This is a genomic window from Rubrobacter calidifluminis, assembly GCF_028617075.1.
GTDB classification, from domain to species: domain Bacteria; phylum Actinomycetota; class Rubrobacteria; order Rubrobacterales; family Rubrobacteraceae; genus Rubrobacter_E; species Rubrobacter_E calidifluminis.
The window spans coordinates 1-26,274 of record NZ_JAQKGV010000004.1; the positions used below are offsets into that span (position 1 = coordinate 1).

The following is a 26,274-nucleotide window of genomic DNA, read 5'->3' on the forward strand; positions in this document are numbered from 1 at the left end:
GGCGGGTTGGGTCGGTGGACGGGAGCGAGATGTACGAGGGAGAGGCGTCTGGCGCTGGGGCGCGGGAGGTCGGGGAGCGACTGGCCGGGGAGCTTCTGGCGCGGGGGGCCGGAAGGGTCCTCGAAGAGGTACGCCGGGCGAGGAGCGGGGTGTGATCTACCTGGTCGGGAGCGGGCCCGGGGATCCGGGGCTCTTCACGCTGAAGGGGTTGAGGTGTCTCGAGGCGGCCGATGTCGTGGTCTACGACCGGCTGGCCCCCGAGGAACTACTGAGATATGCCCCTGCCGGGGCCGAGCGCATCTACGTTGGGAAGCTGCCCGGGCGTCCTACGATGCGGCAGGAGGAGATAAACGAGCTCCTCGTGCGCAAGGGGCGTGAGGGGAAGACCGTCGTCAGGCTCAAGGGGGGCGACCCCTACGTCTTCGGGCGTGGCGGGGAGGAGGCGCTCGCGCTCGCCGAGGCCGGGCTCCCCTTCGAGGTCGTGCCCGGGGTGACGAGCGGAATCGCCGCGCCGGCCTACGCGGGCATCCCGGTCACCCACCGCGGGATCGCCGCGAGCGTGGCCTTCGTCACCGGCCACGAAGACCCCGAGAAGGGCAGGGTCGACGTGGACTGGGAGAGGGTGGCGCGGGGTGCGGACACCCTCGTCCTCTACATGGGGGTGGGCAGGATCCGCCAGATCGCGCAGAGCCTTATAGAGGCGGGCAGGCGTCCCGAGACACCGGTCGCCTGCGTCCGGTGGGGGACGGTGCCCGAGCAGCGGACGGTTACTGGTACGCTCGAGGACATCGCCGGGCGGGTGGAAGAGGCCGGACTCGGGCCCCCGGCCGTGATCGTCGTCGGAGAGGTCGTCCGGCTCAGGGAAAAGGGTCTGGGATGGTACGAGAGTAAGCCCCTCTTCGGGAGGAGGATAGTCGTAACCCGGGCGAGGAAGCAGGCCGGGGAGCTCTCCCGCAGGCTGGAGGAGCTCGGCGCCAAGGCCATCGAGTTCCCCACCATAGAGGTCCGTCCCCCCCGGGACTTCGGTCCGCTGGATAAGGCGATAGACCGGCTCGACTCCTACGATTGGCTCGTCTTCACCAGCGTCAACGGGGTGGAGAGCTTTCTGGGGCGTCTGCGGGATCGCGGCCTCGACGTACGCTTCGTGCCGAGGGGGGCGAAGATCGCGGCGATAGGCCCGGCGACCGCCCGGCGGGTAGAGGAGGCCGGGCTCAGGGTCGATGCGATGCCATCCGAGTACCGGGCGGAGGCTCTGATCCCGGAGGTTTCAGGGGATGGTTCGCTGGCGGGGAAGAGGGTTCTCATCCCGCGGGCGAAGGTTGCCCGGGAGGTGCTCCCCGAGAGGTTGAGGGAGGCCGGAGCCGAAGTGGACGTGCCTCCGGCCTACGAGTCGGTCCCGGATGCCAGCGGGGCGGAAGCCCTCGCGCGGAGGATCGAGGACGGCGAGGTGGACTGCGTCACGTTCACGGCGAGCTCGACCGTCGAGAACTTCGTCCGGGCCTTCGGGGAGGAGCGCTCCGTCCGGCTGCTGCGGAAGACGAAGGTCGCCTGCATCGGCCCGCTGACCGCCCAAACCGCGCGCGGGCACGGCTTATGCGTCGATGCCGTCGCGCGGGAGTACACTATCCCCGGACTGGTGGAAGCCGTCACGGAGATCATGAGATCCGCAGCGTCTGAAGGAGAGGTCGGATAACATGCCGTTTCCACAGCAGAGACTGCGCAGGATGCGCCGCACCGGGAGGCTGAGGTCGCTGGTGCGGGAGACACGCCTCTCGCCCGAGGACCTCATCTACCCCATGTTCGTCACCGTCGGGGAGGACGTCCGGAACCCGGTCCCTTCGATGCCGGGCGTCTTCCAGCTCTCCATAGACAACGCCGTCGAGGAAGCCCGGCGCGTCAGCTCGCTCGGGGTACCGGGGGTGATGCTCTTCGGCATCCCGGAGCACAAAGACGAGGCCGCCTCAGGAGCCTACGACCCCGAGGGTATCATCCAGCTCGCCGTGCGGGCCATGAAGGACGCCCTGCCGGAGCTTCTGGTCATCACCGACGTATGCCTCTGCGAGTACACGAGCCACGGCCACTGCGGCGTGGTCGAGAAAGAGACCGGCGAGATCCTCAACGACGTCAGCCTCGAGCTTCTGGCGCGCACCGCGGCCTCCCAGGCCGAGGCGGGGGCGGACATCGTCGCCCCCTCGGACATGATGGACGGCCGGGTCGCCGCCATCCGCTCCGAGCTCGACCGCGAGGGGTTCGAGAACACCCCGATCATGGCCTACTCCGCCAAGTACGCGACCACCTTCTACGGCCCCTTCCGCGATGCCGCCGAGAGCGCCCCCGCCTTCGGCGACCGGCGCAGCTACCAGATGGACCCGGCCAACGCGCGCGAGGCGCTGCGCGAGGTCGCCCTCGACGTCGAGGAGGGGGCGGACATCGTGATGGTCAAGCCTGCCCTGCCCTACCTCGACGTCATCCACAGGGTGAGAGAGGCCACCGACCTCCCGGTCGCGGCGTACAACGTGAGCGGGGAGTACGCGATGATAAAGGCCGCCGCGCAGAACGGGTGGCTGGACGAGCGCGCGGCCGTCCTGGAGGTGCTCACGAGCATAAAGCGCGCTGGCGCGGGGATGATAATAAGCTACCACGCACCGGACGCAGCCCGCTGGCTGTCGGGCGAGTAAGCGGCATTACGGCAGATTTTGCGTTTGTCGTGTACAAAGACCAGGCTTTCGAGAGACGGAGGTTATGAGCCGGTTGCGAGGTAGCGGAGAGAGCGGCGGGAGCGTTCCGGCGGTGGAGCGCTCGGCCCGGCTCATACGCCGGGCCGCTTCGAGGATGCCCGGCGGCGTCAACAGCCCCGTCAGAGCCTTCCGTTCGGTGGGCGGTGATCCCCTGTTCATCCGCAGAGGGGAGGGGGCTCGTATCTTCGACGTGGACGGCAACTCTTACATCGACTACGTGATGAGTTACGGGCCGCTCATCCTCGGGCACGCCCATCCCCGCGTCGTGGAGGCCCTCGAGCGGGTGGTGAGAGACGGGACCAGCTTCGGCGCCCCGACCGAGCTCGAGGTGGAGCTGGCGGAACTCGTCTGCGAGGCCGTGCCCTCCGTGGAGATGGTCAGGATGACCAACTCCGGGACCGAGGCCACGATGAGCGCCGTACGCCTCGCCCGCGGCTACACCGGGCGCGAGAAGATCGTCAAGTTCGAGGGCAACTACCACGGGCACGGGGATCCGCTGCTCGCTTCGGCCGGGAGCGGGGTCGCCACCTTCGGGCTCCCGGACAGCCCCGGTGTGACGCGCGGTGCGGCGGCCGACACCGTCGTGCTGCCGTACAACGACCTGGATGCCGTGAGGGCCCTCTTCGAGCGGGAGGGCGAGAACGTGGCCGCCGTGATCGTGGAGCCGGTGGCCGGGAACATGGGGTGCGTGCCTCCCGTGGAAGGGTTTCTCGAGGGCCTCAGGGAGATGACGCGGGCTCACGGGGCTTTGCTCATCTTCGACGAGGTGATGACCGGTTTCAGGTTGGCCTACGGCGGGGCGCAGGAGCGCTTCGGGATGGTGCCGGACCTCACCACCCTCGGCAAGGTCATCGGCGGGGGGCTCCCGGTCGGCGCGTTCGGGGGGAGGCGTGAGATCATGCAGCTCGTCGCCCCCTCCGGGCCCGTCTACCAGGCGGGGACACTCTCGGGCAACCCGCTGGCGATGGCCGCAGGGCTTGCGACGCTGCGGACCGTGAAGGAGGAGAACGTCTACGAGCGGCTCGAAGAACTGGGGCGGCTCTGGAAGGAAGGCATGCAGCGGGCCGCCTCGGAGGGAGGGGTGAGCGTCACGGTACACCAGGTGGGCTCGATGGTGAGCGTCTTCTTCACCGAAGGGCCGGTCAGGGACTTCGCCTCCGCCGCCCGTTCCGACCTCGGGTCCTTCAAGGACTTCTTCTGGCACATGCTCCGGAGGGGTGTCTACCTCGCCCCCAGCCAGTACGAGACCGGCTTCCTCTCGGCGGCGCACACGGCGGAGGACGTCGAGCGCACCGTCGAGGCGGCGTCGGAGTGGTTCTCCCGGGTTGGAGGGAGCTGAGTGGTGCGGGCCGCCCGCAAGAGGACGCCTCAAGTATCCCTCAAAGGGGTGTTTCTGCACGCGGTCAGGGCCGTCGGCGGGGACGACCGTCGCGGCGGGGTGGTGGCGGAGGCGCTGGATTTTCTGCAGCGGGGTTTCGACGCCCACTACGCGCGCGGGCACGCCGCAGACGGGGAGATACTCGCCGGGGACGACGCCTACGCCGGAGCCGTCGAGATCATCTCGTGCCTCAACGAGCCGCACTTCGTGGCGGTGGCGAGCAGGATGATCCGCGACGGCGCCGGGCACATCTCCTCCGGCGGTGAGGTCTCGCTCGAGACCTGGGTGCCCCACCTGGCCGATCTTTTGCGCGTCATCTCCGGGGAGAGCGTCGAGCGCTCGCGAGATCGGGTGCGCCGGGCGGCGCGCGAGGCCGCGGGTTGAAGATGGGAGCGGGACCTTCGGGCCCCGGCGGGGTCTCTGCGGAGCGGGCCCGGTACGTGCGCGAGATGTTCGACAGGATCTCCCGGCGCTACGAGCTGCTCAACCTCATCATGACTGCCGGGATGCACCGCAGATGGAACTCCCGGGTCATTGAGGTGGCTGGTCTGGAGGGTGGAGAGAGGGTGCTCGACCTCGCGTGCGGCACGGGGAGCCTCAGTCGGGATCTCGCCCGTGCCGTGGGACCCTACGGGTATGTGCTGGGGGTGGACTTCTCCGCCGGGATGCTCCGGCTCGCCAGGCGCAGGATGTATGCGAACCTGGAGTACCGCCTCGGGGATGCGACCGATCTGAAGGAGGTAGAGAGCAGGAGCTTCGACGTGGCGACGATCGCTTATGGGGCGCGCAACATACCGGACCTCGCCGCTCTCTTCTCCGAGATGAGGAGGTGCCTCAAGCCCGGGGGGCGAGCCGTCTGCCTCGAGATTGCCCGTCCTGAGGGCGTCCCGGCGCGCGCCTTCTACGGGGTCTGGTTCGACAGGATCGTTCCCCTCCTCGGGGGGATGATCTCCGGGGACAGGGAGGCATACGCCTACCTCCCGCGGTCGGTAAAGGAGTTCGTGGCGCCCGCAGAGCTGGCTGGCATAATGGAGAGAAGTGGACTACGAAACGTTACATGGGAAAGACTCGCCGGTGGAATTATCACGCTCCACAGTGGAACCAAGCCTCGCTAGCCTGAGGGCGTTGCTCCCAGCAGAGACCGCCGGGCAGCTGGGGGCGGTGGAGAAGACGCTCGTCGGTGTGGCTGACGGTGCCCCGGAACCGCTCGCCGCGCCGGTCCACGAGGCGCTCACCTCCGGCGGCAAGAGGTTGCGCCCGCTGCTCATGATCCTGAGCGCGAACATGGGTGAGCCGGACCGGGAGGCGCTCGTCTCCGCGGCGGCGGCGGTGGAGGTCCTCCACACGGCCACGCTCATCCACGACGACGTGGTGGACCGTGCGGAGAGCCGCCGGGGACGCCCGACCACCGTCGCGGCCTACGGGCGGGAGGTGGCCGTGGCGACAGGGGACTACCTCTTCGCGGAATCTTTCGCGCGGCTGGCCGATATCGGCGACCCGCGTATAGTGCGGGTCTTCGCCGAGGCGGCCCGCGATCTCGCCTCCGGGGAGCTCGAACAGTTCCGGGCCTCCGGGGACGAGGTCGGCATCGAGGAGTACCTGCGGCACATCAGGATGAAGACCGCCGGCCTCTTCAAGGCGGCGTGCGTCGCAGGGGGGACCCTCGGTGGGCTCTCCATCCAGAGGATAGACGCCCTCGCGACCTACGGTCAGTCGCTCGGGGTCGCCTTCCAGATGTCCGACGACGTGATGGACTTCGTCGGGGAGCCCGGCGTCATGGGCAAAGGGGCGGGTTCTGATCTCGCGGAGGGTACGATCACGCTGCCGATCATCCTCGCCATGCAGGAGGGCAACGCAGGCTTGATCCGAAAGGTGCTCAGGACGCCGCGGCCGGAGAAGGCCCTCCTCGAAGCCGGGATCGAGGCCGTGCTCGAGACCCGGGCGATCGCGAGGACGGAAGAGCGGGCGAGAAAGGAGATAGAGGCCGCCCTGTTGGAGCTCGAGCTCCTGCCTGCGGGGCCCGAGCGCGGCGTACTGCATATGATCGCCAGCGAGGTGGTAGGAAGAGATGCCTGAGATCTTCGCCGCGGGGGTCTTGCTGCCGGTGGAGGGTGAGATCCTCCGCGAAGGGGGCGTGCTGGTGGAGGAGGGACGGATAGGCTCCGTGGGGCCGCTGGGGGAGATTTCGCGGGAGCATCCCGGCGTGGAGGTGCGCTACTTCCCCCGGTGCGCTCTCGTACCCGGTGCGGTCAACGCGCACGCCCACCTGGGTTTCGCCCGGGGAGAGGGACCGGAAGGGGGGAGTTTCTCCCGCTGGCTCAAGGGCCTGATCGAACGCCTCCCGGAGAAGGATACTGCCCGGGCCGCCGAGGCGTGTGCCCGGGAAGCGGTCGAGGCCGGGACCACCTACATGGCGGAATCCTCGCCTTACGGCGAGTGTCTGCCGCAGCTCGCCTCAAGCGGGATGGCGGGGAGGGTCTACGCCGAGTTCTTCCCGCACGAGATCGGTGACGGAACGCCCGGCGAGGCGGTCGAGTACATAATCCGCAGGGTGCGTGAGCTCAGAGAAGGGCTTCCTCCCAGGGTCGAGGTCCACGTGAGCGTACACTCGCCCTACACCGTGGATCCCGAGTCCTCGCGGCTCGCGGCGCGGCGTACGAGAGAGCTCGGGGACCTGCTCGCCATACACCTCTCCGAGAGCCCGGAGGAGGTGGAGTTCGTGCGCGACGGGAAGGGGCCCCTGCGGGACATCTTCGGGGAGAACGACTGGGGGGGGACCGGGCTCTCCCCGGTGGCCTACGCCGGGAGCGTCGAGCTCCTCGCCCCGCAGACGATAGCCGCCCATCTGGCCACCGGGGTCTCGACCGCGGACATCGAGATACTCGCCCGTACGGGTGCCGCCGTGGCGCACTGCCCGCGCTCAAATGAGTTCCTCGGATGTGGTGTATCACCGGTACCGGACATGCTGGCGCGGGGAGTGCGCGTGGGGATGGGCACCGACGGCCTCTGGAGCAGCCCGAGCCTCAACCTCTTCGAGGAGACGCTCCACGCCGTGAGGCTGCACGGCTTCAGCGGCGCGGAGGGCCTGCGCCTCTCCACGCTCGGAGGGGCCGAGGCGCTGAGCATCGCCCGGGAGACCGGGAGCATCGTGCCCGGCAAGTGGGCGGATTTCGCCATCGTGGAGTGCTCCCCGGGCGGGCACGAGCCGGAGATGGAGGTGCTTGAAGCGGCGGCGGGCGGGGGGGTGATGGCGACTGTCGCCGGGGGCGAGCTGATATACAATCGGGTCGAGAGCTGACCGCTACCTTGCCGAGAGGGGTCTTCCCGCGATGATGATGGACCGCCGGAGGATAAGCTTCTGGACCAGGGTAGGTGCCTTCGTGCTCATCGTGCTGTTTCTGGCTACCTTCCTCTTCGCGGGACTCGGAACCGGCCTCAACATCGACTTCCTCCAGGCCTTTTTCAAGAACCGGAATCAACCGGCCGGTCAGCAACACCCGCAGACGGTGAGCGCGAGAGAGCAGATCAGGTACGCCGAGAGCTACGTGAAGGATCACCCGAAGGACCCCGCCGCCGTCTTCCGGCTGGGCTACCTCTACGCCCAGGACGGCAAGATGCAGGATGCCGAACGAGTCCTTGAGAACGGTCGGAAGAAGTTCGCAAAGAACCCCCAGATCGCGATGCTGCTCGGAGACGTGTACGCCCAGCAGGCGCAGTCATCTTCCGGAAAGGAGCAGAAGGAGCTTTACGGGAAGGCGGCCGATGCATTTGTCGGGGCCTCGAAAGTCGCTTCGAGCGGTGACGTCGCGCGTCTGTACCTGGCCGCCGGAGAGGCTTACCAGCGGGCCGGACAGCCGGGGCTCGCGGTCAAATACTGGAACAAGTACCTCGACAAACATCCCAAGGGCAAACAGGCGGATCAGGTACGCAAGCAGATCTCCGACGCCCTGCACGGTGGCGGCACCGGATGACGTTCGTGAGAGATAGTAGAATGAATCCAGCGCTCTTTCGCGAACAGGACTTCAGAACGAGGAGGAGAGGCCTTGCCGGGTTACCTGGGTGGATCCGAGCTACTGATAGTACTGGTCGTCGTGCTCTTGCTCTTCGGGGCCCGGCGCATCCCCGAGCTGGCCAGAGGTCTCGGCAGCGGGGTGCGCGAGTTCCGCAGGGGAATCTCCGGCGAGGAGCACGACGAGGAAAGGCGGCGGTCCCGTTCGGTGGAGGGGAGCCGCGACTGAGGTGTCGGAGTAATCCCGGGAGGCGAGGCTGAGCTTTGGCCGGTAACCGCCTGAGGGCGCTCGCGCGTCCCCGCGACGAGAAGAGGATGACCCTGATCGAACACCTCGAGGAGCTGCGCTCGAGGATAATCAAGGTCGGGGTGGCCTTCGTCGTGGCGACGGTGGTCGCCTGGTTCTTCCGGGTACAGATCTACGACTGGCTCCTGGCCCCCTCCGGGCTCAAGAAACTTCACTTCACCGGGGTTACCGCGCCGGTCTTCACCGACCTCAAGCTGGCCCTCTACACGGCGTTCGTGGTGACGCTTCCGATTTTGATCTACCAGGCGTGGGCATTCGTGGCTCCGGCGGTCGGTGAGGCCGGGCGCATCTTCACCTACGTCCTGATCGGCTTCTCCTCGCTACTCTTCATCGCCGGGATCGGTTTCGCGTACTACGCGGCGCTGCCGGTGGCGCTGCACTTCCTGCTCCACTACGCGCCGAACCGCTACACCGAGATCATCACCGCCGACACCTACCTATCCTTCGTCACGCGCTTTCTGCTCGCCTTCGGGATAGTATTCGAGTTCCCGGCCGCCACCTTCGTCGGGGCGAAGCTCGGGCTCGTCGACGGTGACTTCCTGAAGAAGTACCGCCGGCACGCGGTCGTCATCATCGCGGTGGTGGCCGCCGCCCTCACCCCGACCCCGGACCCGTTCACGATGCTCCTCATGATGGCGCCGATGCTCGTGATGTACGAGGCGAGCATCCTTATCGCACGCTACGTGAACCCCGCGACCGCTCCGCCGGAACCGGACAGCGGGAGCGAGAACGAAGAAGAACTCGAGCGCAGCGTCTACGGCGACGATGACCGCTGAGGAAGGTCGCCACGGAGATAGAGACCGAACCTCCTGAGCGAACGGCGCAGCAGGTCGTTGGCGGCCCGCCTGAAGAACGGACGTCCTGCGATCCGGTCCAGCCACCGCGGTTCCACGACGTAGTTCGTCGTGAAGGTCACGCGCACGGCCTCCTTCCCCTCGCCTTCTACCGTCAGCCCTCCGGTACCAGCGGCCCCTTTCGTGTAACGCCACTGCAGAGTTCGGGGAGGGTCCACGACGGTGATGGTGCTCTCCACCTCGTGGTGGATGCCGGCGGCGTTCAGGGCGAAGCTCAGCGCGGTGTCCGGGCGCACCTCACGACTGCCTCCGAGTACGCTGACCCGCTCCAGCCCGCAAGCCCACTCCGGGAAGCGCCAGACCTCGAGCAGGGCCGCGAAGACCTCCTCCTGGGAGAGCCCGCTTATCGGGTAGCTGGCGCTCACGCGGTGTCCACCCGCTATCGCCATCAGAGGATCGCACCCAGCAGGATTCCGGCCGCGTATAGCAGCCCGAAAAGGGCGTGCAGCCCGGCCGTGCGCTTGACCACGGGGTCGAGGCGTTCCGGGGAGGTGCTGGCGAGGATGGCGCGCCAGAGCCGGAGCGCGAGCGGGAGGCTGAGGAAGACGAGAAGGATGCTCCAGGGGAGGATCCCGGCGATCGGGAGCATCGCCGCCCAGAGGTAGGCGCCTGCCAGGAGGGCGCGGTAGACGGCCGCGCCGCCCCGGCGGCCGAGGACTATCGGGAGCGTCTTCCTGTTGCCGCGCCGGTCGGACTCCAGATCCCGGATGTTGTTCGCGAGCAGTATGGCGGAGACGAGGAAGCCCACCGGGACCGCGGCGAGCGGGACCAAGGCCGGGTAGTCGTGAGCCTGCGCTCCGTAGGTGATCACGACTATGATCAGGCCCATGAACACGAAGACCGTCGCCTCGCTCGCCGGGGTGTAGGCGATGGGGCGCGGGCCCGCGGAGTAGACGTAGCCGCCGAGCGCCGAGAGGCATCCGAGAACGAGGATCGGCCAGCCCCCGACCGCTACCAGGTAGAGGCTGAAGAAGAGCGCGAGCGTGTAGCAGAGGAGCGCCCCCAGAAGGACCGCCCGCGCCGAGAGCCTCCCCTTCACGATGGAGCCGGCTATACCGACCGAGCGCTCGGTGTCCAGCCCGCGTTTCTCGTCGTAGAACTCGTTGAACATGTTCGTCGCCGCCTGGATGAGCACACTGGCCAGGAGCATCGCCAGCGCGGGACCCGCCCGGAACCCGCCGTCCAGCGCCGCGAGGGAGGAGCCGACCAGCACGGGAACGACCGCCGCCGTCAGCGAGAAGGGCCGCGCGAGCCAGAACCACTCCGAGAGCGAGCGCCGGCCGATCAACCGTTTCCCCTTCCGGTCCTTTCCGAGATCTCCTTCAATGTCCCCACATATATAGCCGATCGCCGGTCACCCTGCCGGGTATTTTGCCAGCATCCCGGGGATTGTGCCCGCCTTCCCGAAGACTTTGGCCGGCGTTTGTGGTAGAACCGGCTTTCGTGAAGACCGTCGGCCTCAGCATGAAAAACCCCTACCTGCGGCTGGCGCGACCCAAACAATGGACGAAGAACGGGTTCGTGCTGGCGGGGCTCCTCTTCGCGCGGCAGGCCTACCATCCCCCGGCGGTCATCTCCGCCCTCGTCGCTTTCGTGGCCTTCTGCGCCCTCTCCTCCGCGACCTACGCTGCGAACGATACCCTGGACGTCGAGGAGGACCGGGAGCACCCGACCAAGAGGTTTCGTCCCGTGGCGAGCGGTGAGATAAAACCACGGGCCGCGCTGACCTTCGCGATCGTCCTGGCCACCATCGGGCTCGGGCTGTGCTTCGCGATCGGGCCGGTCGTGGGACTCTCCGCGATCGCCTACCTGCTCCTGCAGGCGGCCTACACGCTCGTCCTCAAGCATCTGGTGATACTGGACGTGATGGCCATCTCGGCCGGGTTCGTCGTCCGGGCGCTCGCGGGCGTCGCTGCCGTGCACAGCCCGGTCTCTCCCTGGCTGATAGTCTGCACCGGGCTCCTGACGCTCTTCCTGGGCTTCTCCAAGCGCCGCCACGAGCTCGCGGTGCTCGGCGAGGATGCCGGAGGGCACAGGCGGAACCTGGAGGACTACTCGGTCGAGATGCTCGACCAGATGATGAACATCATGCTCGCGGCGACCATAATCGCCTACTCGATGTACACGTTCTTCGTGTACAAGAGCGAAGCCGAGAACTACATGATGGCGACGATACCTTTCGTCATCTACGGCGTGTTCCGCTACATGCTGCTGGTTCACCGGGCGGGAGGAGGCAATCCGGACACGCTGCTCCTGCGGGACCGGCCGCTGCAGATCACGCTGCTCCTGTGGATTGCCGTGGTGTTCCTCGTCCTCTACGTGCAGTAGGGGTGGGTGGGTGAACCGCATCAAGCGCAACCTCGCGCTCGCGCTGAGCTTCGCGGTCGCGGTCTACCTGGTGCTCGCGGTCTACTCGGGGTTGGGCGACTTCGAGTCGGCGCTCGGGCGGTTCCGGTGGCCACTCCTGCCGGCGATCCTGGGGCTCGTGCTCCTCTCTTACGTGGGGCGTTTCGTCCGCTGGAGGTACTATCTGGGCGTCATCGGGGTGGAGGTGCCGCTGGCGGCGAACGTGGCCATCTTCGCCTCCGGGCTCTCCATGGCTATCTCTCCGGGCAAGCTCGGTGAGGTGCTCAAGAGCGCCTTCATCCGGCAGGTGAACGGCACCCCGATAGCCCGCACCGCCCCGGCGGTCGTGGCCGAGCGGGCGACGGACGGGACCGGGATGGTGCTGTGGGGGCTGCTCGGCGCGCTCTCGTTCAGCTTCGGCCCGGAGGTTCTGCTCCTGTTTCTGGCGGCGGCCATCGTGGGGATCGCGGTGCTGAGATCCGAGAGGCTCTCGCTGGTCGCCGAGCGTATCCTGAGCCGGCTCCCGCTGCTCGACCGGCTCGCGCCGCACGTGAGGGTGTTTCACGGAGCTTCGAGCGAGCTTCTGGGTCTGCGGCCCCTGGTGGCTGGGACCGGGATCTCCTTCGTATCCTGGGGATTCGAGTGTTCCGCGGTCTATCTCTGTTCGGTGGCGCTCGGTGTGCACCGGCCTTTTCTGATGGTGGTCTTCATCTTCGCGGTGAGCTCGCTCGTCGGGGTGGGGAGCATGCTGCCGGGGGGCATCGGGGCCGCTGAGGCCGGTCTCACGGGGATGTTCGACGGGCTGGCCGGGCTCCCGGCCGGGCTCGCGGTCGCGCTCACCTTCCTCATCCGGCTCGCCACGCTCTGGTTCGCAACCCTGATCGGGATCGTCGGTCTTTTCGTCGTGCGGGCTTTCGTCGGGGGGGAGGCAGGGTTGAGCGCGGCCCGCAGGCGCTGATAGACTGCCCCGGGCGTGGGGGTGTGAACGCGCGTTCTTCGCCCCGGCGCATCGTATTCGTGTTGTGTTATAAACAGGATCAAGATGCGATTAATAATCTCTGAGAAGGCGAATGCGGCCAGGAAGATAGCTTCGTTTCTGGCCGAGGGCAGGGTAAAGGACGGCAAGCACCGCAGCGTGCCCTACCACTCCTTTGAGTGGAAGGGCGAGGAGTGCGTCTCGGTCGGGCTCAAAGGGCACGTGCTCAACCCGGAGTATCCCGAGGAGTACTCGAACTGGCAGAAGGTCGAGCCGCGCGAGCTGATAGACGCCAGGATCCTCAAGTCCGTCTCCGAGAAGGGCGTGGCCGAGGCGATAAAGTCGCTGGCGAAGAAGGCCGACAGGATCGTCATCGCCACTGACTTCGACCGGGAGGGCGAGCTCATCGGGGTGGAGGCGCTTACGCTCGCGCTCGACGCCAACCCGAAGCTGGTCGACAACGTGGAGCGGGCGCGCTTCTCGGCGCTCACCAGGGGGGAGGTTACGCGTGCCTTCGAGGATCTTGTGGAGGTCTCGCACGAACTCGCCGCCGCGGGCGAGGCCCGCCAGGACATAGATCTCATCTGGGGTGCGACCCTCACCCGCTGGGTCTCCAGGGCGGTGAAGCGCTACGGGAGCGCCTTCCTCTCGGTGGGGAGGGTTCAGTCCCCGACGTTGGTCTTGATCGCCGAGCGGGAGCTGGAGCGCCGGGCGTTCGTCCCCGAGCCCTACTGGGAGATAGAGGCGCTGCTCGAGAACGACGAGCGGTTCACCGCCCGCCACGCCGCCGGGCGCTTCAAGGAGGAGGATGCGGCCCGGGCCGCGCACGCGAACCTCACCGACGAGGCGGTCGTCACGAACGTCGAGCAGCGCTCCGCCAGCCGCCCGGCTCCGGCTCCGTTCAACACGACGGCCTTCCTCTCGGCGGCGGCGAACCTGGGGATCGGACCCTCGCGCGCGGCGCGCATCGCGGAGGATCTCTACACCGAGGGGTACATCTCCTACCCGCGCACGGACAACACCGTCTATCCGGAGTCGCTCGATCTGCGCGAGGTCGTGGATTTCCTGCGCGGGGTGGAGGGTGTGGCGCCTTACGCCGAGAAGCTCTTCGGACAGAAGAGCTTCACCCCGACCCGCGGCAGGCGGCAGACCACCGACCACCCCCCGATCTACCCGACGGGACCCGCCCGCAAGGGTGAGCTGCGGGACGATCAGTGGAAGATCTACCAGCTCGTGGTGCGGCGGTTCCTGGCGACCCTCTCCGGACCGGCGCAGACGCTTCGGACCACGCTGCGCTTCGAGTCCGGCGGGGAGCCCCTCATCGCCCGCGGTACGGTCCTCACCGATGAGGGGTGGCTCGGTGTCTACCCCTACGGGCGCAGGCCGGACGAGGAGCTTCCGGCGCTCGAAGAGGGGCAGCGGGTGCGGCTCGTCGAGGCCGAGGTGCTCTCGAAGCAGACCCAGCCGCCGGGACGCTACGGGCAGGGGCGTCTCGTAAGGGTGATGGAGGATCTCGGGCTCGGCACGAAGGCCACCCGCCCGGCGATAATCCAGAACCTCTACGACAGGGGCTACATCCACGGTGACCCGATAGTCCCGACGGAGACCGGGATGGCGGTGGCGCGGGCGCTCAAGCAGTTCGCTTCGGAGATAGCCTCGCACGAGATGACCGCCGAGCTGGAGCGGAGCATGGACGCGATCTCCGAGGGCCGGGTCGAGAAGGAGTCCGTGGTGGACGCCTCGCGCGAGGTGCTGCGCCGGGTCTACGACAATCTCACGAATCAGGAGGAGAAGTTCGCGGACATCGTCTGGGAGGGCATCCGCGGGGACGAGACGCTCGGACCCTGTCCGGTCTGCGGCCGCAACCTGAAGATAAGGCGCAACCGCAAGAGCGGCAAGCGCTTCGCTGGCTGCGAGGGGTACCCGGAGTGCCGCACGACCTTCCCGCTCCCCCAGAAGGGGGACATCATCCCGCTCGGGACGCTCTGCGACGCCTGCGGCGCCCCGGAGATAAAGGTCATTGGCAAGCGTCGGCCCTGGACCACCTGCATAAACATGGACTGCCCGAAGAAACGGGAGAGAGAACGAGGGGAGGAGCAATCGGGAGAGTCGGCCGAGGAAAGGCTGGAGAAGTCCACCACATAGGGCGCAGGGTAGACATCGTGGAGCCGGTGCTACGCTGCGGAGACACCCCCTGCGGGTACCTTTGTGGGGTGGGTTACGCCCTGCTGGTAGTGCTCTGCGTACTGATCTGTTACGCTGCAACGCTGTGATTCGCGAAGGTGATAAGGACTTGCTCGGGGGCAGGGTGAGTTGCCTCCTGTAATCGGCGTGAGCGCGACGCTCAAGGACGATACCGAGACCGTGGCCGAGCGTCCCCTGGGGCGTTTCGTGCGAGCCGACCTGGATTACGTCCAGAGCGTGGTGGAGGCGGGTGGGGTGCCGGTGGTGCTGCCTCCCGTGGTGGAGCCGGAATACGTCGACCCGCTCCTCGGCGGGCTGGATGGACTCCTGCTGTCGGGTGGCAGTGATCTCGATCCGTCTCACTATGGCGAGGAACCTCTGCCGGAGATGGGCCCCACGCTCCCCGAGCGTGACGCCTTCGAGCTCGCGCTCGCCGGGCGTGCGCTGGAGGTGGGGCTGCCCGTGCTAGGCATCTGCCGGGGGCTGCAGGTGCTGAACGTATTGCTCGGTGGGAGCCTCTATCAGGATCTGAAGACACAGCTCGGAGAGGGGGTGCTCGAGCACAGGCAGAAGACCCCGAAATGCCAGCCGGTTCACGAGGTCGAGCTCGCCGGAGAGTCCCTCCTGGGAGGGATAGCAGGTAAAGACCGGTTCGCGGTCAACTCCTACCACCACCAGGCCGTGAAGGAGGTCGCCGGGGATCTGCGGGTGAGCGCGCGCTCTCCCGACGGTGTGGTGGAAGCCCTCGAGTGGCGCGACGGGTCGCGCTGGGTCTTGGGTATCCAGTGGCACGCCGAGGCCATGCGGGAGGCGGGACCCGAGCAACGCCGGCTGTTCTCCGCCTTCGTCGAGGCGGCCGGGCGCGGATCCGGCAGGCGGGCGGCCTAGAAGAGAGGGCAGGGCTGTTCGTCACCGTAGAAGGCGCAGACTTCTCGGGCAAGTCCACGCTGGCGGGGATTCTCAGAGACCACTTTCCCCAGGCCCATTTTACCCGGGAGCCCGGGGGGACCCCAACGGCCGAGCGTATCCGGGAGGTGTTGCTCGACCCCCACCTCGAGATGGACCCCTGGACCGAAGCTTACCTCTACGCGGCGGCGCGCGCGGACCACACCCGGCGGGAGATACTCCCCAGGCTCGCCCGGAGGCAGCTCGTCATCTGCGAGCGGTATCTCGACTCCAGCATCGCCTACCAGGGGTACGGACGGGGGCTCGGTGCCGATGCCGTACGACAGATAAATGCCCGCGCGGTCGACGGCCTCGTCCCGGACGTGACCTTCTACCTTCGCATCGAAGAGGATGAGAGGATGGAACGTGCCCGGCGCGCCGGACTTACCCCCGACAGGATTGAACGTCTGGGAGAAGGGTTTATGAGACGGGTCACCGAGGGATTCGAGGAGATCGCACGCCGCGAGCCGGGGCGCGTGGTGGTGCTCGACGGCCGCAGGGAGCCGGCGCACCTCGTCACCGTCGTGAGGGAGGAGATCTTGCGGCGCTATACTCCGTAGGAGTATGGATCCTATCTTTGATGGCGTGATCGGAAACCCGGGCGTCCGGCGGCTGCTCAGCGGCGCGCTGAAGAGCGGGGACGTCTCTCATGCCTACCTTTTCTACGGGCCGGAGGGGGTCGGGAAGCGCACCGTGGCCCTCCGGTTCGCCGCCGCTCTGGTGGGCGAGGGTGATCGCGCTGTCAGAGGCCGCATCATGCACGGGCTTCACCCAGATGTGGTCGAGGTCCTGCCGGACGGGGCCTTCACCACGATAGGGCAGGTGCGTGAGGTGATCCGTGGTGCCTCGAGCCGCCCCTTCGAGGGAGCGAGGCGAGTCTTCATACTCCGCGCCGACACGCTCAACCTGCAGTCGGCCAACGCCCTGCTCAAGACCCTCGAAGAGCCCGAGGGAGAGACGGTCTTCATACTGCTCTCGACCTCCCGGGAGGAGGTGCTCCCGACGGTAGCCTCCAGAGCCCGGGGGGTACGTTTCGATCCCGTCCCCTTGCCCGAGGTGGAAGGGTTCCTCGCACAGCGCGGAGCCGAAAACCCTGCGCTCGCCGCCTCTCTGGGACGGGGCAGCGTGGGGCGCGCGCTGCGCTACGCGACGGAGGAGGAGATGCTGTCCCTCAGGGATACCGTACTCAGCGCCGCCTTCGACCTATCCAGCGGGATGAGCGGTGTGCTCCGGCATGCAGGGGAAATCGCATCCCGCGCCGAGGAGGTCGGGGAGCGGAAAGAGAGGGAAATCCTCGAGGCTGCGGGGGATCCCGACCGGCGGGCCAGGGAAGAGGCGCGCCGTGCCGGTCGGGCGGCGCGGGAGGAGGCGGCGGCTGAGGCGCTTGATCTCCTGAAGCTCGCGTATCGCGACGCCGCGGTCACGGCCGCGGGGGCGCCGGAGCTGGTCGCCAACCTGGATCGCAGGGCGGAGATAGGGGGTGTCGCCGCGAATTTCGACGGGGCCGATTGGACCGGCGCTGCCAGGGAGGCGGACGAAGGACGCGAATCCCTGGCGTATAATGCCTCTCCAGAGGCGGTACTGGAGGTGGTGCTATCGAGAGCACGGCGGAAGATACTCGGAACCTCCCGCGACTGGTAGACGTCCGGCTGCCCGGCTGGAGCGTCACACGACTCTGCTATGCACATGATTTCGACCTCAGGGTCGGCTACAGGGTGGTCGTCGACACCGAGGTGGGCCAGCTCCTAGGACGGGTCGCGCTCACCCCGCGTCGCCGGGAGCCGTACACCACGCCCTACGAAATAATCCGGATCGCCACCGAGGAGGACGAGCGGATCGAGGACCAGCACCGGGAGCTCGGCCGGGAGGTGCGGGTCGAGGCCGAGAAGCTCGCCCGGGACCACCGTATCTCCGAGGTTCGCTTCATTGGGTGTGATGTCTCGCTCGATGAGTCCTACATCGAGGTGAAGTACCAGTCCGACGGCAGACCGAACCTGCGGCCGGTACGGGAGGGGCTGGAGAGCAGGTATGGATCCCGCGTCGCGCTCAAGCGCTACACGTTCATCGAGCGGTCCGGACGGGCCGGAGGGTGTGACACCTGCGGGCTGCCGCTCTGCTGCTCCACGTGGAGCGGAGCGAGGAGCATGGGGCCCGTGAACCCCCGCCTCGCCCGTCAGCAGGGTGTTACACCGAACGATAAGATCATCGGCTGCTGTGGCGAGGTGAAGTGCTGCATGCGCTATGAGCACGAGGTCTACAAGGAGTTCAAGCAGCGTGCCCCCTTCAAGAACACCACCGTCAGGCTCGGCAGGCGCGAGGGTAAGGTGGTGGACTACTCGATGGTGAGAGACGCCGTCTTCGTCCGTTTCGAACAGCAGGCCAGACCGGAGCTCATCCCGCTCGGTCGTCTCGCCCGGGAAAACCCCGGGGTACGACCCGCGGATCCCGGGGAGTGGGGGCTACAGACCGGCGATGGTGGAGGACGTGGCTGACGACCTCTGCGACGTGCCCGGCGTGAGGGTGGGGCACGCGACGGATGCGGAGGGCGTGACCGGCTGCACGGCGATTCTCTTCGACCGTCCGGCCACGGTGGGGGTGGACGTGCGCGGGGCCTCACCAGGCACCCGTGAGACGGATTCTCTGAGCCCGACCGGACGGGTCGGGGAGGTGCACGGGTTGCTTCTGACCGGCGGGAGCGCCCTGGGCCTCACGGCCGCCGACGGGGTAGTCGGGTTTCTCCTGGAGCGGGGGGTCGGGCTGGACGTGGGGGTGGCGCGGGTTCCGATCGTGCCGGCGGCGGTGATCTTCGACCTCACGATCGGGGCTCACGATGCCTACCCAGACCGCGCGATGGGTTACGAGGCGGCTCGTTCTGCCACCCGCGAGGGTTTCGAGCAGGGGAGCGTCGGGGCGGGAACCGGGGCGAGCGTCGGCAAGGTCCTGGGGCCGGACCGGGCGATGAAGGGCGGGTTGGGCAGCGCCGCGATCTCCCTTGAGGACGGCCTCGTCGTCGGGGCGCTGGCCGTCGTGAACGCCCTGGGGGATGTGCGTGATCCACATGATGGACTGCGCATCGTCGCCGGACCCCGGCTGGAGGACGGCACGCTCGGGGACAGCGTGAAGCTTTTGCCCGGTGCGGCCTCGCGCCTGCGCTGGGGGGAGAACACGACGCTCGGCGTCGTTGCGACCACCGCTCGCCTGACGAAGCCCCAGGCGACCCGCGTGGCCCGGATGGCCCACGACGGGCTGGCCCGTACGGTCTACCCCGTGCATACTTCGGTGGACGGGGACACCGTCTTCGCAGCTTCCGTGGGGGAGGTAGAGGCCTCGTCGGACGTCGTCGGGGCGGCAGGAGCGCTGGCTCTGGCCCTGGCGATCGTGCGGGCCGTGAGGGAGGCCAGGAGCCTGGCCGGGCTTCCTGCCGCCCGCGACCTTGCCGGTCCGGCTCAGTAGTAGAGTACCTGCCCGACCCTTATGTAGTCCGGGTTCGCGAGGCCGTTGTACCGGGCTAGGTAGCCGACAGAGACGCCGAGGTAGGCAGCGATGGAGGTGAGCGTGTCCCCCGGTCTCACCGTATAAGTCCGGCCGGCCGCCGGCTCCTGAGGGTACGCCGTCTGGGACTGCGGATAGCTTACTACCGAGTAGTCCACGTAGGCGACGCCGGGACGGATCAGACCCAGAGACTGCGCCGCGGCCTGCGAGAGATCGAGCGCCCTCGCCCCCACGTACGGCCCCCGGTCGTTTATCGTCACCTCCACCGAACGCCCACCCCTGCTCACCACGAGCCTCGTCCCGAGCGGCAGCGTCCTGCTAGCCGCGGTGTACGCGTAGGCGTCGTAGGGCTCCCCACTCGCCGTCGGTTTCCCGTAGAAGCCGGGACCGTACCAGGAGGCGAGCACACCCGCCGCATGCGCCGATGCCGGACGGGCCACCACCAAACCGCAGGCGAACAATGCCAGCACGACCATCTTCACGAAGATGAACCTGAAGTGCAACCTGTCCCCCTCCACGTCGAATTCAGAGCCGCCATCGGCGAACCTGAACCATCACTTCAACGAGTACGGAGTATCGGGGGCGCGCCACACGTTTTCAATACCTTTCGAAAGTTTTCCATCAGATGAGAAATCTCGACCTTGCGCCAGCTATTGGATCTCCGGGTGATAATCACATCAAGATATTGGAAACGTGGATGTTAAGGCTCATTTAGAGGGTTAATCTTGCGTGATGATACGTCAGGCATCACGTGCTAGAGTTTCTTACGTCCGGAAAGGTGGTTGAAAATATCTCTATGATAAGCGGGAGGGGGCTTGTCTTACTCTGTCGAAGAGGTTGCGGGGCTGTTGGGGATCCCGCGTCCGACGCTGTACCGGTATCTGAGGGAGTATTCGATCCCTCACGTGCGCCGTGCGGGGAGGATTGAGGTATCGGAGGAGGGGCTCGAGAGGGTTCGGGAGGTCAGGGAGCTCCACCTGGAGGGGATGAGGACGGAGGCGGTGAAGAGGATGTTGAGGCATCCGCTTCCGGACCCGGAGGAGTTTCGGGAGGAGAACGGGCGGCTGCTCGAAGCCATGCGGGAGATGCGGGAGAGCCTGGAACGAGTGAACGAGGCGTTCTCCCGGGAGACCACGGGCACTCTGCTTGCGCGACAGAGCCTGCTCGTCTCGGCCCTCTACGACCTCAACGAGGCCCTCGGCGTGAGAGAGGGGGCGGGCGGCCGGCGCGGTGTTCTGGATGCTCTGGAGGCTGAGGTGGTGGGGCAGCGGGAGACGCTGGAGAAGGTGGAGCGGCGCCTGGAGGAGGTCGTCCGGGGCCTGGAGGCCAATACCGCTGCCGTGGCGGAGTTCGGGCGTGCGATGGAGGCGATCTGTGAGATGACCCGGTACGTGACGAGCGTGGCCTCGCTGTTGAAGAACGACATCCTGCTGAACGGGGTCGGGGAGCGCTCATGAGAAAGGAGCACGTCCATAAAGACGTGCTCCGCGCTTCACCGGTACCGGGGAACATCAGGGGATCAAGATGCCCCTCCCCGGCAGGCGTCCCTCGTTGAGGTCGGCTATGGCGGAGTTCACCTCTTCCAGGGGGTAGGTTTTGGTGTGCAGCTTCACCTTGCCCTGGGCGGTGAGCTCCATCAGCTCGGCCAGGTCGTTGTAGGTGCCGACGAGGTTGCCCACGATGCTGCGCTCGGTGGAGATGATGTCTATGGTTGGCACCTCGACCACCCCGCCGTAGCCGACGACGAAATGGGACCCTCCCTGACGGGTCATCTTCCAGGCGTCCTTCTCGGCGCCCCTCTCCCCGACGAAGTCGATGACTACCTCCGCGCCACCGCCGGTCATCTCGAGCACCTTCTCCACGTAACCGTCTTCTACCCTTACCGTCTCATCCGCGCCTATCTCTTTTGCAAGAGATAGCGCCTTCTCGGAGGGATCGACCACGATCACCCCGGCGGGGGTGAGCGCCTTGAGGGTCTGGATGCCGATGTGCCCGAGACCTCCTGAGCCTATCACGACCACGTGGGTGCCGGGGTAGAGCAGGGGGGCGGCCTTCTTCACCGCGTGGTAGGCGGTGAGGCCCGCGTCGGCGAGCGCCGCTATGTCCCTGGGGTGCAGGCTCGGGTCCAGCTTGACGACCGAGCGGGCGCTGGTCTTCAGGTACTCGGCGAAGCCCCCGTCGGTGGAGAGCCCGGGGAAGGCGGCGTTCTCGCAGTGCATGTCGTCGCCGGCCCGGCACGCCCGGCACAACCCACAGGTTATCAGGGGGTGGACGATGACCGTGTCTCCGGGCTGGACGTTGGTGACCGCGGAGCCCACCTCCTCGACCCAGCCGGCGTTCTCGTGGCCCGGGATGTAAGGCAGGAGGGTGCCGTCGGGGTCCTGGATGGGTTTCCACTGGCCCTCTATTACGTGCAGGTCGGTGCGGCAGAGCCCTGCGGCCCCGATGCGTACGATCACGTCGAAGGGGCCCTCTACCCTGGGATCCTCGACCTCCTCCACCTTCAGGGGCTTCGTCCCTATCTTTTCATCGTACTCGTGCAGCCGGGCTGCCTTCATGCGCTGCTCTTCTCCTTTCTCCCGTACCTGGCCTGGAGCAGATCACTGCACAGCGCGCCGTTGCTCTCCAGGCTTATCCTGGTCAGGCGTGCCTTCCTCAGGTGCTCGACCACGGCCTCCTCGGGTATGGGATCCCCGCCCGCGCTCAGGAGCAGCGGGGAGGAGGGGGAGAGGTCGAACCCGAGCTCCCTCCTGCGCTCCAGGTATACCTCGAGTTCCGGGCAGGGTGGGACGTCGCCGAGGCGCATATGCGCAAGCTCCCGCGGGCTTGTGCCCCGGGAGAGCAGGGTGCGGCAGAGGATCTCCTGGCGGCGGACGAAGGCTTTCTTGCGGAAGGTCTCGCGCACGGCGTCCAGGTCCTCCCCGGTCGTCTCGTCGGAGAAGGAGGCCATCGCCCGGTCGAAGCCCTCGTCCCTCTCCACCCCACGGTTTATCTCCCGGGCGACGTGGAACTCCTCGAGGACGACCTCGACCCGCTCTACCCGCGGCAGTGAGATGAGCGCCCTCTTGGCGTCCTCGGCCATGATGTAGGCGAAGTTGGGCGAGCAGAAGTAGGTGGGGAGCCTGAGCCTCAGGCGGACCGTTCCTTCATCCCGCTCTACGTGCGAGACGAACCCGAGGGTGGTGATCGGCTCGTCCAGTTCGGGGTCCCGGACGCCCGAGAGGGCGTCCAGGACCTCCGATTCCCGAATCTCGCTCACGGCGCGACGGGCTCGGCGTCGCTCCCGACCGGACCGGTGCCCGAGTGGGCGCCCTTTAGCTTCAGCTCCTCCGGTACCTCTATGTCGTAGAGCCCGGCCAGGTTGAGCCCCAGGATCTTCTTCTTTATCTCCGGGGTGAGCGTGCCGTACTCGCCCTGCATGTCCTCCGGTATCTGGAAGTCCACGAACTCCTCTATGAGCCACTTAGGCTGCCAGATGGCGTAGTCGCTGCCGAAGGTGATCCTGTCCTCCCCCAGCCAGTACAGCAGCTCCCCGATGATCTGGGCGAAGTAGCGCGGCCGGGTGTGGATGAACGGGATGGCCACCGCGAGCCCGCCGTAGACGTTGGGCTCCTGCGTCCCGATCCAGCAGAAGTCCTCCAGCCTCGGCAGCCCCACGTGCTCGACGATGAAGTTGAGGTCGGTGAACTCCGAGGCCACGTCGTCCACGTCGGCTACGTCGAAGGCGTCGCGGTTGAGAGGCCGGATCGTCGGGCCCTTGTGGACGTGGATGTTCTTTATCCCCAGCTCTACGCATTTCTCCAGATAACGTTTGGCCCAGTCGTCCTTGAGGCTCCAGCCCTTCGAGCGTCCCTTCCACTCCGCCGTGTAGAGCTTGACGCCCTTGAGGTTGTACCTCTCCGCGAGCCGCTCCAGCTCCCTGAGCCCCTCCTCGCCGTCTCTGGGGTCGAAAGCGCCGTTGACGATGAACCTGTCAGGGTACTTCTCCGCCAGCACCCCGTCCTGCTCGGTGGTGTTGAACCCGTTCTTGTAGAAGTCCGTGAGGTAGGTCGGCTGGAAGATCGCCTTGTCGTCGTAGCCCACCTCGAAGAGATCGTGCAGGATCCTCTCCTCGGAGTACTTGTAGAACTCCTCTATGGGCCACTTGTACTCTTCGGGGCTCAGCGCCGTCTGGTAGTCGTGGAAGCACTCGATGAACTGCTGACCGTGGACGTTGCGCCAGTTCTGCGGACTGCCGTCCCAGAAGTGGACGTGCCCGTCAACCACGAAGTACTTCTCGCCGTCTTTCTCGTACACCACTCCTCCTTCCTCGTCGTTCAGGGTCGAATATATATTCCGGAGGATGTCAATCAAGTTGCAAGCGCGCCGTTTTCTAACATCGTGCGAAAATCACTGGTGTGGGTCCCGTAAGGGGTCGAGGAGAGGTAGATTGGGCCAGGAAAGGGGTGATTCGGTCTTGGGCTCCGAGGGTGAGATAAGGAGAAGGTTGAGAGGCGGGGAAGGTCCGGGGAGTTTCCGCAGCGCCCGGAGGATGTTCGAGATCCTCGACTTCGTGAGCCGCAGGGAGAGGGCTACGGCGAAGGTGATCGCCCGCGAGCTCGACGTCAGCCTCTCGACCTGCTACCGGTTGCTCGGGATCCTGGTTGAAGAAGGATACCTTGAGAAGCTGCCGCGTTGCGGCGGCTACAGGCTCGGGCCGGCCATATCCCTGCTCTACGGGCGTGCGACGGGCCGGGTGCTCGAAACCTCCGTCGAGCCGGTCATAGAGGAGCTGGCCATGAGGAGCGGGCGCCACGCGTACCTGGGAGTTCTCGACGGTGGACAGGTGACCGTGGCGCAGGTCAAGTCTCCGCCGGAGAGCCCACCCGTTGGCGTGGTTCGTGGGTTTCACGGCGCCTCGCATGCTCTGGCCCTCGGGAAGGTGCTCATAGCCGGTGCGGGCCCGGGCGGTATAGAAGAGTACGTCGAGTGCTACGGGCTCGAGAAGTTCACCCCCAGGACCATAACCGAGAAGCGCCATCTGGAGGACCACCTTCGGGGCGTGATGGTCCGGGGGCTCGCCATCGACGTGGAGGAGTTCGCAGAGAACCTCTGCTGCATAGCCGTACCGATACTGGACCGGGACGGCCGTACCCGGGGAGCGATCGGCATCTCCACCTCCGCCCGACGCTTCGACAGCGAGCTCAGGGCCCTGGCTCCCATGGTGAGGAGGGCCGCCCGTGAAGCCTCTGAGCTGCTCGACGATCGGGATGGATCGGTGGGCCGGGGCTTCCGGCGTCCAGATAATATGCGCTCGCTTGGAGCAAAACCTTAAGAACATTCATCTTCGACACACCGGCCGAGGTGCGATATACTTGCATCCCGCAAGGTGCCGACGTAGCTCAGCTGGTAGAGCAGCTCACTCGTAATGAGCAGGTCAGCGGTTCGAGTCCGCTCGTCGGCTCTTTATTTTCCTGATTTGCAGGTGCATCATGAGATGAGATGCGACCGGCGGTGGCGTCGGGTCCCCTGGTCCCCTCGAAACCGGATGTCGGCGGGGAGGGCGAGCATCATCAAGGTGTGAGACCGATACTTTGGATCGTCGGCTTTGCCCGGAGATGGACTTCGCATTTGCATGGAGGTTTGAGGGGATGAGGGCGGGATGTGCTGCAGGTCGTGGGTCCGGGTATCCGGCGCTCCCGTACGTCTCAGGGATGATTCGAGGTGAGGTCCGGGTAAGGGGTATATTCGACCAGGCGCCGTGCCGGCGTAAACTTTGAGTACAGCGATGGCCTGGAGGAGCAGGTGATGGTTCGGGAAGCGCGTGATGACCTCGACCAGGTGTTGCGAGGTGTCGTGGAGCGCGAGGGTGGTGTGCCGGGCGTCGTCGCGGCGGTGACGGACCGGCGTGGTGATCTGTACGTGGGAGCGGAGGGGGAGTGCGAGCTCGGTTCGGGACGGGGCATGACCGAAGATACCGTTTTCTGCCTCTTCTCCTGCACCAAGGCGATAACGGGTGTCGCGGTGATGCAGCTCGTCGAGGAAGGGAGGCTCGACCTCGACGATCCGGTGAAGGAATACCTGCCGGAGATCTCCCGGATCGAAGTCCTCGAAGGCTTCGACGGGGAGGGGGAACCGATCACCCGCCCGGCCCGCTCGGAGATCACGGTGCGCCATCTCATGCTGCACACGGCCGGGTTCGGCTACGAGTTCTTCAACCACGACCTGCTCGAATATTACAGGAAGAGAGAGGTTCCGAGCGTGGTCTCCGGGAGGGAGGACGCGCTCTACAGCGTGCTCCTTTTCGACCCGGGGGAGCGCTGGGAGTACGGGATAAACATGGACTGGGCCGGGAAGGTGGTGGAGGCCGTCCGGGGACGCAGGCTCGGGGAGGTGTTCGAGGAGCGTATCTTCGAGCCTCTCGGGATGGAGGACACCGCCATAACCATGTCCCGGGGGATGCGGGAGCGCCGGGCGACGGTTCACCAGCGACAGGAGGACGGCAGGTTGCGCCCCATGCCCGGGTTCGAGCTGCCGCAGGATCCCGAGCAGCACATGGGCGGGCACGCCCTCTACGGGACGGTCGGTGACTACACGAGGTTCATCCGGATGATGCTGAACGACGGCGGGGGCGAAGATGGGCGGGTGCTCGCCCCGGAGACCGTCCGGTACATGTCCCGGAACGGGCTCGGGAGGATGAAGATCCACGCTCTCCCCGGAGCCGTCCCGAGCCTATCGAACGACGCGGAGTTCTTCCCGGGGATGCCCAAGTCCTGGGGCTACACCTTCATGATAAACGACGAGGACGCCCCGACCGGACGTCCGGCGGGCTCGCTCGGCTGGGCCGGTCTCGCGAACCTCTACTACTGGATCGACCGCAAGAACGGCATCGGCGGTTTCTGGGCCACGCAGCTGTTCCCGTTCGCGGATCCCGCCTCCTTCGGGGCGTACCTGGAGTTCGAGAAGAAGACCTACGAGCACCTCGGTGACTTTCTGGGAGGCTGAGCGGACGGTCCCCAGCGGATAAAATCATTCCCGGAGATGGTCTGGCTGCGGGAGAAGATCG

General features: G+C 66.7%; 27 protein-coding genes and 1 tRNA gene. 22 read left to right on the forward strand and 6 right to left on the reverse strand.

Annotated features, from left to right (window positions below; all coding sequences use genetic code 11):
* Positions 1-151 precede the first annotated feature (151 nt).
* From cobA to tatC, 10 genes are all read left to right on the forward strand, one after another.
* Positions 152-1,693: a uroporphyrinogen-III C-methyltransferase gene (cobA, locus tag PJB24_RS04080; protein ID WP_273842987.1), complete on the forward strand. Its 1,542-nt coding sequence runs from the start codon at positions 152-154 to the stop codon at positions 1,691-1,693.
* A gap of 1 nt (position 1,694) precedes the next feature.
* Positions 1,695-2,678, forward strand: a complete 984-nt coding sequence (hemB, locus tag PJB24_RS04085; RefSeq protein WP_273842990.1) for a porphobilinogen synthase — start codon at positions 1,695-1,697, stop codon at positions 2,676-2,678.
* A 64-nt stretch (positions 2,679-2,742) separates the two neighbouring features.
* Positions 2,743-4,077, forward strand: coding sequence for a glutamate-1-semialdehyde 2,1-aminomutase (gene hemL, locus PJB24_RS04090; RefSeq protein WP_273842992.1), 1,335 nt, complete (start codon positions 2,743-2,745; stop codon positions 4,075-4,077).
* Positions 4,078-4,500 carry a hypothetical protein gene (locus PJB24_RS04095; protein ID WP_273842994.1) on the forward strand — a complete coding sequence of 141 codons (423 nt, stop codon included), beginning with the start codon at positions 4,078-4,080 and terminating at the stop codon, positions 4,498-4,500. It abuts the gene before it with no gap.
* Between the two features lie 2 nt (positions 4,501-4,502).
* On the forward strand, positions 4,503-5,231 hold the full coding sequence (locus tag PJB24_RS04100) for a ubiquinone/menaquinone biosynthesis methyltransferase (RefSeq protein ID WP_273843389.1): 729 nt from the start codon (positions 4,503-4,505) through the stop codon (positions 5,229-5,231).
* Positions 5,232-5,241: 10 nt separating this feature from the next.
* Positions 5,242-6,192 carry a polyprenyl synthetase family protein gene (locus PJB24_RS04105; RefSeq protein WP_273842995.1) on the forward strand — a complete coding sequence of 317 codons (951 nt, stop codon included), beginning with the start codon at positions 5,242-5,244 and terminating at the stop codon, positions 6,190-6,192.
* Positions 6,185-7,414, forward strand: coding sequence for an amidohydrolase family protein (locus tag PJB24_RS04110; RefSeq protein ID WP_273842998.1), 1,230 nt, complete (start codon positions 6,185-6,187; stop codon positions 7,412-7,414). Before PJB24_RS04105 ends, PJB24_RS04110 begins: the two co-directional genes overlap by 8 nt.
* A gap of 31 nt (positions 7,415-7,445) precedes the next feature.
* On the forward strand, positions 7,446-8,087 hold the full coding sequence (locus PJB24_RS04115) for a tetratricopeptide repeat protein (RefSeq protein WP_273843000.1): 642 nt from the start codon (positions 7,446-7,448) through the stop codon (positions 8,085-8,087).
* A 72-nt stretch (positions 8,088-8,159) separates the two neighbouring features.
* Positions 8,160-8,354 (forward strand): twin-arginine translocase TatA/TatE family subunit, encoded by a 195-nt coding sequence (tatA, locus tag PJB24_RS04120; protein ID WP_273843002.1) that lies wholly within the window; start codon positions 8,160-8,162, stop codon positions 8,352-8,354.
* A gap of 35 nt (positions 8,355-8,389) precedes the next feature.
* Positions 8,390-9,208 (forward strand): twin-arginine translocase subunit TatC, encoded by an 819-nt coding sequence (gene tatC / locus PJB24_RS04125; protein ID WP_273843005.1) that lies wholly within the window; start codon positions 8,390-8,392, stop codon positions 9,206-9,208.
* Here tatC and PJB24_RS04130 read toward each other — a convergent pair.
* On the reverse strand, positions 9,187-9,675 hold the full coding sequence (locus tag PJB24_RS04130) for an SRPBCC family protein (RefSeq protein ID WP_273843007.1): 489 nt from the start codon (positions 9,673-9,675) through the stop codon (positions 9,187-9,189). The genes tatC and PJB24_RS04130 overlap by 22 nt on opposite strands.
* Complete coding sequence (locus tag PJB24_RS04135) at positions 9,675-10,574, reverse strand: 1,4-dihydroxy-2-naphthoate polyprenyltransferase (RefSeq protein ID WP_273843009.1); 900 nt, start codon at positions 10,572-10,574, stop codon at positions 9,675-9,677. Before PJB24_RS04135 ends, PJB24_RS04130 begins: the two co-directional genes overlap by 1 nt.
* 155 nt (positions 10,575-10,729) lie before the next feature.
* Here PJB24_RS04135 and PJB24_RS04140 point away from each other — a divergent pair, with 155 nt between their 5' ends.
* From PJB24_RS04140 to PJB24_RS04175, 8 genes are all read left to right on the forward strand, one after another.
* Entirely contained in the window at positions 10,730-11,614 is an 885-nt protein-coding gene (locus PJB24_RS04140; RefSeq protein WP_273843011.1) for a decaprenyl-phosphate phosphoribosyltransferase, read from the forward strand.
* A gap of 10 nt (positions 11,615-11,624) precedes the next feature.
* Positions 11,625-12,590: a lysylphosphatidylglycerol synthase transmembrane domain-containing protein gene (locus PJB24_RS04145; RefSeq protein ID WP_273843014.1), complete on the forward strand. Its 966-nt coding sequence runs from the start codon at positions 11,625-11,627 to the stop codon at positions 12,588-12,590.
* Between the two features lie 84 nt (positions 12,591-12,674).
* Complete coding sequence (locus tag PJB24_RS04150; RefSeq protein WP_273843016.1) at positions 12,675-14,753, forward strand: DNA topoisomerase I; 2,079 nt, start codon at positions 12,675-12,677, stop codon at positions 14,751-14,753.
* A gap of 168 nt (positions 14,754-14,921) precedes the next feature.
* Positions 14,922-15,680: a gamma-glutamyl-gamma-aminobutyrate hydrolase family protein gene (locus PJB24_RS04155; RefSeq protein ID WP_273843018.1), complete on the forward strand. Its 759-nt coding sequence runs from the start codon at positions 14,922-14,924 to the stop codon at positions 15,678-15,680.
* Positions 15,578-16,297 carry a dTMP kinase gene (gene tmk / locus PJB24_RS04160; RefSeq protein WP_273843021.1) on the forward strand — a complete coding sequence of 240 codons (720 nt, stop codon included), beginning with the start codon at positions 15,578-15,580 and terminating at the stop codon, positions 16,295-16,297. Before PJB24_RS04155 ends, tmk begins: the two co-directional genes overlap by 103 nt.
* Before the next feature lie 4 nt (positions 16,298-16,301).
* Complete coding sequence (locus PJB24_RS04165) at positions 16,302-17,378, forward strand: DNA polymerase III subunit (RefSeq protein WP_273843024.1); 1,077 nt, start codon at positions 16,302-16,304, stop codon at positions 17,376-17,378.
* A gap of 74 nt (positions 17,379-17,452) precedes the next feature.
* Positions 17,453-18,229, forward strand: a complete 777-nt coding sequence (gene ricT, locus PJB24_RS04170; protein WP_273843027.1) for a regulatory iron-sulfur-containing complex subunit RicT — start codon at positions 17,453-17,455, stop codon at positions 18,227-18,229.
* The gene (locus PJB24_RS04175; protein WP_273843029.1) at positions 18,222-19,190 is read left to right on the forward strand and encodes a P1 family peptidase; all 969 of its coding nucleotides are present in this window, start codon (positions 18,222-18,224) and stop codon (positions 19,188-19,190) included. Before ricT ends, PJB24_RS04175 begins: the two co-directional genes overlap by 8 nt.
* Here PJB24_RS04175 and PJB24_RS04180 read toward each other — a convergent pair.
* Entirely contained in the window at positions 19,184-19,732 is a 549-nt protein-coding gene (locus PJB24_RS04180) for a septal ring lytic transglycosylase RlpA family protein (RefSeq protein ID WP_273843032.1), read from the reverse strand. The two genes, PJB24_RS04175 and PJB24_RS04180, sit on opposite strands and share 7 nt — an antisense overlap.
* A 312-nt stretch (positions 19,733-20,044) precedes the next feature.
* Between PJB24_RS04180 and PJB24_RS04185 the strand changes: the two genes are divergently transcribed.
* Positions 20,045-20,686 carry a helix-turn-helix domain-containing protein gene (locus PJB24_RS04185; protein ID WP_273843035.1) on the forward strand — a complete coding sequence of 214 codons (642 nt, stop codon included), beginning with the start codon at positions 20,045-20,047 and terminating at the stop codon, positions 20,684-20,686.
* A gap of 54 nt (positions 20,687-20,740) precedes the next feature.
* Here PJB24_RS04185 and PJB24_RS04190 read toward each other — a convergent pair whose 3' ends face one another.
* Genes PJB24_RS04190 through PJB24_RS04200 form a run of 3 tightly spaced genes read right to left on the reverse strand, consistent with a single transcriptional unit; the run spans position 20,741 to position 23,525 of the window.
* Positions 20,741-21,787 carry an NAD(P)-dependent alcohol dehydrogenase gene (locus PJB24_RS04190; RefSeq protein WP_273843038.1) on the reverse strand — a complete coding sequence of 349 codons (1,047 nt, stop codon included), beginning with the start codon at positions 21,785-21,787 and terminating at the stop codon, positions 20,741-20,743.
* The gene (locus PJB24_RS04195) at positions 21,784-22,488 is read right to left on the reverse strand and encodes an iron-sulfur cluster assembly protein (RefSeq protein ID WP_273843040.1); all 705 of its coding nucleotides are present in this window, start codon (positions 22,486-22,488) and stop codon (positions 21,784-21,786) included. The genes PJB24_RS04190 and PJB24_RS04195 overlap by 4 nt, the downstream gene beginning before the upstream one ends.
* Positions 22,485-23,525: an amidohydrolase family protein gene (locus PJB24_RS04200; RefSeq protein WP_273843041.1), complete on the reverse strand. Its 1,041-nt coding sequence runs from the start codon at positions 23,523-23,525 to the stop codon at positions 22,485-22,487. The genes PJB24_RS04195 and PJB24_RS04200 overlap by 4 nt, the downstream gene beginning before the upstream one ends.
* Positions 23,526-23,658: 133 nt before the next feature.
* Here PJB24_RS04200 and PJB24_RS04205 point away from each other — a divergent pair, with 133 nt between their 5' ends.
* From PJB24_RS04205 to acmB, 3 genes are all read left to right on the forward strand, one after another.
* Positions 23,659-24,543, forward strand: a complete 885-nt coding sequence (locus PJB24_RS04205; protein WP_273843044.1) for an IclR family transcriptional regulator — start codon at positions 23,659-23,661, stop codon at positions 24,541-24,543.
* A gap of 56 nt (positions 24,544-24,599) precedes the next feature.
* A tRNA-Thr gene (locus tag PJB24_RS04210) sits at positions 24,600-24,672 on the forward strand.
* Between the two features lie 344 nt (positions 24,673-25,016).
* On the forward strand, positions 25,017-26,213 hold the full coding sequence (gene acmB / locus PJB24_RS04215; protein ID WP_273843391.1) for a methyl acetate hydrolase AcmB: 1,197 nt from the start codon (positions 25,017-25,019) through the stop codon (positions 26,211-26,213).
* The last annotated feature ends 61 nt before the right edge of the window (positions 26,214-26,274 follow it).